Origin of the sequence: Kitasatospora sp. SUK 42 (assembly GCF_015776785.2) — a bacterium.
Taxonomy (GTDB): Bacteria; Actinomycetota; Actinomycetes; order Streptomycetales; family Streptomycetaceae; genus Kitasatospora.
The window spans coordinates 1,066,446-1,072,785 of the sequence record NZ_LFMD02000003.1; the positions used below are offsets into that span (position 1 = coordinate 1,066,446).

A 6,340-nucleotide genomic window follows, 5' to 3' on the forward strand; every position below is an offset into this window, starting at 1 on the left:
CCCTGAGGGATGTTGGGGAGCGGCCCACGGTGAAGGCGACATCGGAGGAGCTATCGAAGAGGAGCTATCGGAAGAACCGCCGAAGGAACTGCCCGAGAAGGCATCGGGGCGGCCACGGAGGAATTCCGTGGAAGTCCTCCGGCGATCCTCGGGGATCTGTCCCGGATCCTCAGGGAATCACGATCACCGGGCGGTTGGCCCGCCGCGCCAGCCGTCCGGAGACCGAGCCGAAGATCTTGCCGAGCAGGCCGTGCGTCGTGCCGACGACGATCGCGTCGGCGGCGTACTCGCGGCCGACCTCCTCGATCTCGTGGCAGATGTCGCCGCCGCGCTCGACCAGGATCCACGGCACCCCCGCGAGGAAGTCCGCACAGGCGAGTTCCAGGCCCAGCACCTCGGTCCGGTGGTCGGGCAGATCGACGAAGACGGGCGGTTCGCAGCCCGCCCAGACCGTGGCGGGCAGGCGGTTGGCGACGTGCACGATCACCAGGCCGCACTGCGATCGGCGCGCCATGCCGACCGCGTAGGCGAGCGCGCGCTCGCTCGACAGCGAGCCGTCGAAACCGACCACGACGCCGTGCTGGAACGCGGGGTCCAGGGAGCGCCCGGGCACTTCCTGGGGTGACGGCCCGAGGTCCCCGCCGAGCGCGTCGGACGTCACCTCCGGGCGCTCGGCACCCGGGCCCGTGCGGCCCGTCACCGGGGGCTCCGAAGGGCCGGCCGGTGGCTCGCCGCGACGCTGGCGCGGCCCGGGGCGGTCGCGGTGGGCGAGGCTTCCCCGGCGGGTGAGTCCGCGCAACGCGCGTACGAGGCCCCGGAGTTCACCCCGGGCGGGACCGACGGCCGCAGGCTGCGCCGGCTCTGCGGCACCGGGCGGCCCGTGGTCCGGCTCGCCGGTCGGCGGACGGACAGGGGGCTCGGCGTGCGCATCGGCGCGCTCGCCGACGCCGTCGTCGAGGTCTTCGTCGGCACGGCCTTCGGAGCGGTCGGCACGGCCTTCGGATCGCGCTTCAAGGTGCCCGCCAAGGTGCCCGTCGAGATGCCCGTCGGCCGGGAGGCTTCCGTCGACCGGATCGACGTCCGTACGGGCGGCATCTCTCCCGGCTCCTGCACCCACGCTGCGGGGTACATCCGGTTCCACCGGTCGGGAAGGCTCAAAACCAGCCATGGCTCACGGCTCTTCAAGGGAGAGGGGCCGACAGGAGAGGACAACGCTGCCCGGGCAGCAGGCCCGCCCACGGGATGACGTCGGTCTGCACGACGCAGCACCGTATGTGACCTGTTCCTTTCAGAGTACGACGGGCACGGGGCCCAGCCCAGCGGCGAAGCCCCGGAGCGACGTTGTTCCCGCGAAAGAGGGATGCGCCCGCCGTGGCAGTGCGCCCCGCTCGCAGGTGATCGCGCCCCCTCCGGAAAGGAGGTTCCCTGGAGCTTGACTGAGCGGACCGGGAGGCGCAACAGGCCCACGGGACACCGTGACCGGACTGTCATTGATCGGCGACGATCCGTTGCGGGACGTCGCGAACCGTTACGACACGAATCGTCATGTCCCACCAGCCCCGACGGACTCCCCCAGCCCCTCCAGCCACCACCCGTCCACCTGGTGTCCGGGCCCGATTCAGCCACTTCGTACGGCTTCGCGACGCGCTCTGGCATTTGCCACATGCATAGGCCCGGCCGCTGGCACCATGCTCGACATGCCCCTGCTCTTGTTCGACCTCGACAACACGCTGCTCCCCCGGGACGCCGCTTTCCGGGCCTGGGCGCAGGACTTCCTGTCCGAACACGACCTGCCGGCCGACGACCTCGACTGGTTCGTCACCCTCGACGGTGGCGGCTACGTGCCGCGCAGCACCGTACTGTCCGCCGTCCGGCGCCGCTACGGGCTGGACGCCTCCGTCGAGCTCCTGCTCGCCCACTTCCGACGCGGCATCAACTCGCACATCCACTGTCCGCCCCGGAACATCGAGGCGCTGCGGGCGGCGCGGACGGCCGGGTGGACGCTCGGGATCGTCTCCAACGGCGGTACCCGGCCGCAGTTGGAGAAGATCCGACGGACCGGGCTGGGTCCGCTGGTCGACGGCTGGGTGATCTCGGAGGAGGCGGACTGCGTCAAACCGGACCCGCTGATATTCGAGATAGCCGCCCAACGGTGCGGCATCCGACCGACCGGGGACTGGGCGGCGCACACCTGGATGGTCGGGGACCACGCCCCCGCCGACATCGCGGGTGCCGAACTGGCCGGGCTGCGCAGCGTCTGGCTGCACCACGGACGGCCGTGGGCGGAGACCGGCTACCGGCCGACGCTGAAGGCGGCCGGTCTGCCGGAGGCCGTCGGTCTGGTGCTCTCCGCGCGCAACGCGCCCTCGGCGCGACCGGACGCCCGTGTGGGCGGGCCGGGCCGGCGGCGGGTCGCCGCAGGGCCGGTGCACACGACGGCGCTGCTCGGCGCGCGGTCCGGCGCACGCCTGACGGCGACCGCGCCGGACGGACCGAGTGCACCCGTTCCCGTGAGCGGCGGAACAGCCGCTGCCTCGGGCTTCGGAGCGGGATCCGGTGTCCGAAACCGATCAGGCGGGTTTGCCGCGATCGCCGACGGCCGCCCGAGCACGGCATTGCGGGCCGGGTCCGCCGCCGAGGCGGGGACGGGCCCGGGTGCGAACCCCGGCCGAGCCGTCGTGGTGGCGCGCGCAACGCCCCTCCGCGCCGTGCCCGATGGCGCCGCGCCTGACGCGGCCGTGCCCGATGGGGCCGTGCTCGTCCAGACCGCCTTCGCCTCGGCGCCGACCGTGGTGGTGACCGTCGCGTCGGTGACGGCGCCGGTCGCGGCGAGGACGGTGGCACCGGTCGCCACGGCCGCCGCTACAGCCACCACACAGGCCCCGGCGACGACCACGACCACAGCGGCCGCCGCCCGGTAGCGTCCGGCGCGGGCCCGCCGCGCCGACCGCGCCGACCGCCCCGGCCGCGCCGATTGCCCCGACCACGCCGAGCGCTACCGCCGCAGGTCAGCCGCTCGCCGAGGTGCGGGTCCACCAGCAGGTCCGGGCGAGCTCGGTGAACCCGAGCTGGCGGTAGAGCGGCTCGCCGACCGAGGTGGCGACCAGGGTGGCCGGGCGGTCCGGGTGCGCGTGGGCCAGGGCGGTCTGCAGGACGGCGCGGGCCACGCCCTGACCGCGCCGGTCGGGCATGGTGGCGACCCAGTACACCCCGGTGGCGCGGCCGTTGTCGTAGGTGAGGCAGGCGCCCGCCGCAGCGCCGTCGATGCGGCCCAGCCAGGCGCGGAGGCCGCTGTCGCGCAGCAGTCGTTCCGGGAGCGCGTCGTTCCGGACCCAGGGCTGCCGGGCGGGCAGCGGGAAGCCCTCCACTATGATCCGCTCGACCAGCGCGAGGGCGTCGCCGTCCAGCGCCTCATCGGCCGTCAGGACCCCTCCCTCGCGCGCCTCCGAGACGGCGGGCAGCCCTGCCGCCGTCCCCTCGACGGGGCCGGGCTCCCGGGCCATCACCGGCATGATCGGCATCCTGGTGGCCCCGAAGCGGGAGAGGTCGAGCCCGCCGTACGGGTCCTCCAGGATGAGGCGCACGGTCGCCCACTCATCCATCAGATCCGCCAACTCCTGTTCCATCAGGCCAGGTTCGGCATAGGGGCGGGTGACCAGGAAGCGGTGCGAATCGTCCGGGGTGCGGGCGCAGCGGACCGCCGTCAGTCCCGGCCGGACCTCGGACCGCCAGCCGTGTGCGCGGGCTTGGGCGAGCCAGAAGGCGGCGGCGTTTTCGTTGGCCTGTTCGAGCCGGCTGTCGGTGTTCACGGCAGGACGGTAACCCGGTGGGCCCGGCCCTGATTCCGCCGCCCCGACACTGGCCGGATGAAGCCTGGGAGGCGCACGGTGCGCGGCCGTGCGCCCTCTCGTGCACCGCCGATTTTCGGTCAATTTCACGCCGGTCCCTCCCCCTTGGACAAATCCGCAGCCCAGACCCGCCGGCCGGGCGCCCGGAAGCCAGACGCCCCAGGAAGTGCCGCGCGACAACCAGCCACCGTTGCACCGGCCCTCTTCCCAGAAGGGTCGACGGGTGCCACGCTTCGTGATCGAATGCATCACGCCAAATTGCCATGTCGACATAGCGTCGGATGGTGAACTTGTCACAACGGCAATGGTCCACCCGATAGATTTCGATCTTGGCTAGCAGTGCCGCACCACCCACACCACACCACCGAGGGGGCTTGAGCGCCTTGAGCAGGGTGAGCAGGAGCGACGCGGGTCCTGACAGCGGCCAGGCGCTGGCCGGCACCGCAGGTCGGTCCGCGAGAAGCACCGGCACCTCCGCGATCGCCACCACCACCCGCACCTCCGGCGCCCCGAGTACTCCGGGCCCCTCCCCGCACACCCCGCACTCCGTGTACCCCGCAGTGCCGTCCGCCGCCACCGGCCCGGCCTCGGCCGAGCACGGCGGTCCGGTTCCGTACGGGGCGCAGCAGGCCCAGGGCGGGTACCCGAACCCCGGCGGACAGCCCGTCAGCCGAGGATTCGTCAACCCGTCCCAGGCCTACGGCAACCACGGCCCGGCCTACGGCTCCGACCACTCCGGCCACCCGGCCGCCGGCCATTCCGGCCCCGGCTACCCGGCCACCGGCGCGGCCCCGGGCCTGAACGGTGCCACCGGCGGCCCGCTCGGCGGCCTCGCCCTGGGCACCGTGCCCGCCCACAACCCGCTGGGGCACGGCGGCCACAACGGCGGCCCGGGCGCCAACGGCTCCCCGACGACCCCGGTGACGGTCTCGGCCCCGCGCAAACTGTCCGGCCGACGCCGCCGGGAGACCGTCGCGGTCCTGATCTTCGGCGGCGCCCCGATCTTCGAGAGCTCCATCCCGCTCTCCGTCTTCGGCGTGGACCGCCAGGACGCCGGGGTCCCCCGCTACCGGCTGCTGGTCTGCGCCGGTGAGGAGGGCCCGCTGGCCACCACCGGCGGACTGACCCTCTCCGCGCCGTACGGCCTGGAGGCCCTCGCCCGGGCCGGCACGATCGTCGTACCGGCCTGGCGCTCAATCTCCCAGCCCCCGCCGGTCGAGGCGATCACCGCCCTACGCAAGGCCCACCACGAGGGCGCGCGGATCATCGGGCTCTGCACCGGCGCCTTCGTGCTCGCCGCGGCCGGCCTGCTCGACGGCCGCCCGGCGACCACCCACTGGATGTACGCGCCGACGCTCGCCAAGCGCTACCCCCGGGTGCACGTCGACCCGCGCGAGCTCTTCGTGGACGACGGCGACGTGCTCACCTCGGCCGGCACCGCCGCCGGGATCGACCTGTGCCTGCACGTGGTGCGCAGCGACCACGGCGCCGAGGCGGCCAACGCGCTGGCCCGTCGGCTGGTGGTGCCGAACCGCCGCAGCGGCGGCGGACAGGCCCAGTACATCGATCAGTCTTTACCTGAAGAGATCGGCAACGACCCGTTGGCCGAGGTGGTCACCTGGGCGCTGGAGAACCTCAACCAGCAGTTCGACGTCGAGGTGCTGGCGGCTCGTGCCTACATGAGCCGGCGCACCTTCGACCGGCGGTTCCGCACGCTCACCGGCAGTGCGCCGTTGCAGTGGCTGATCACCCAGCGGGTGCTCCAGGCGCAGCGGCTGCTGGAGACCTCGGAGCTGTCGGTGGACGACGTCGCGCGCCGGTGCGGGTTCCGTTCACCGGTCGCGCTGCGCGGGCACTTCCGCCGCCAGCTCGGGGTCTCCCCGGCCGCGTACCGGACCAGCTACCGGGCCCGTCGGCCCGGGCAGCAGTCGCCGACCCCTGCCGGGGTGCACGGCGGCGAGCTGCGGCTGCCCGGCGCGCTGCCGCACGCGGCGGCGGCTGCGGCCGCCGCGGCGGCAGGCGCATCACTGTTCGGCGGGGCGGTGCACGGCGGGCAGCCGGGCCACCCGTTCCCGTCCGGTCCCGGCGCGCAGGTGCCGGTCGGCCAGTCCGGTCCGCACGGGCAGCCGGTGCCGCACGGTCCCGGCGGGGCGTACGGGCCGGGCGGAGCCTACGGACCGGGACAGGCCGGGACGCCGGCCGCCCCGGGCTTCCACGCCCGACCGGGCCAGCCGTACCCGCACCAGCAGGCCGGGCAGCAGCCGCACCCCGGGCAGCAGGGTGCGGGGCGCGGTCCGGCGCGGGCACCGCTGGTGCCGCCGCAGGCCGGTCCGGGTGCGGGGCGTCCGCAGCGGACCGCCGAGCACGCGGCGGCCGAGGACGGCCACCCCCAGCCGGGGGCGCGCGGCCAGGGCCAGGGGTACCGCAGCGCGGTCGAGCGGCCCGGGGACGAGCCGGGTGCGGCCGGGCGCGGGCACGGCGTGCCGGGCGGC

At 74.5% G+C, this 6,340-nt stretch carries 4 protein-coding genes and 1 pseudogene; 3 read left to right on the plus strand and 2 right to left on the minus strand.

The annotated features are described in order from the left end of the window. Positions 1-169: 169 nt before the first annotated feature. A complete protein-coding gene (locus RZ50_RS14445; protein ID WP_374199946.1) occupies positions 170-661 on the minus strand; it encodes a universal stress protein in 492 nt (163 codons plus the stop codon). 261 nt (positions 662-922) lie between these two features. On the opposite strand from RZ50_RS14445, the gene RZ50_RS14450 reads away from it, so the two are divergent. Together RZ50_RS14450 and RZ50_RS29130 are read left to right on the plus strand one after the other, a co-directional pair. Next, positions 923-1,246 (plus strand): hypothetical protein, encoded by a 324-nt coding sequence (locus RZ50_RS14450; RefSeq protein WP_196948361.1) that lies wholly within the window; start codon positions 923-925, stop codon positions 1,244-1,246. 451 nt (positions 1,247-1,697) lie between these two features. Next, on the plus strand, positions 1,698-2,921 hold the full coding sequence (locus RZ50_RS29130; protein ID WP_254802490.1) for an HAD family hydrolase: 1,224 nt from the start codon (positions 1,698-1,700) through the stop codon (positions 2,919-2,921). Positions 2,922-3,008: 87 nt separating this feature from the next. On the opposite strand, the gene RZ50_RS30125 is transcribed toward RZ50_RS29130, so the two are convergent. Beyond that, positions 3,009-3,809, minus strand: coding sequence for a GNAT family N-acetyltransferase (locus tag RZ50_RS30125; RefSeq protein WP_196948360.1), 801 nt, complete (start codon positions 3,807-3,809; stop codon positions 3,009-3,011). A gap of 959 nt (positions 3,810-4,768) precedes the next feature. Here RZ50_RS30125 and RZ50_RS14465 point away from each other — a divergent pair. Further along, positions 4,769-5,771 (plus strand): annotated as a pseudogene (locus RZ50_RS14465) (helix-turn-helix domain-containing protein); the annotation flags it as partial. Positions 5,772-6,340 lie beyond the last annotated feature (569 nt).

Coding starts and splice junctions, on each gene's coding strand:
- RZ50_RS29130 (WP_254802490.1), top strand. CDS start 1,698: ATGCCCCTGCTCTTGTTCGACCTCGACAACACGCTGCTCCCCCGGGAC.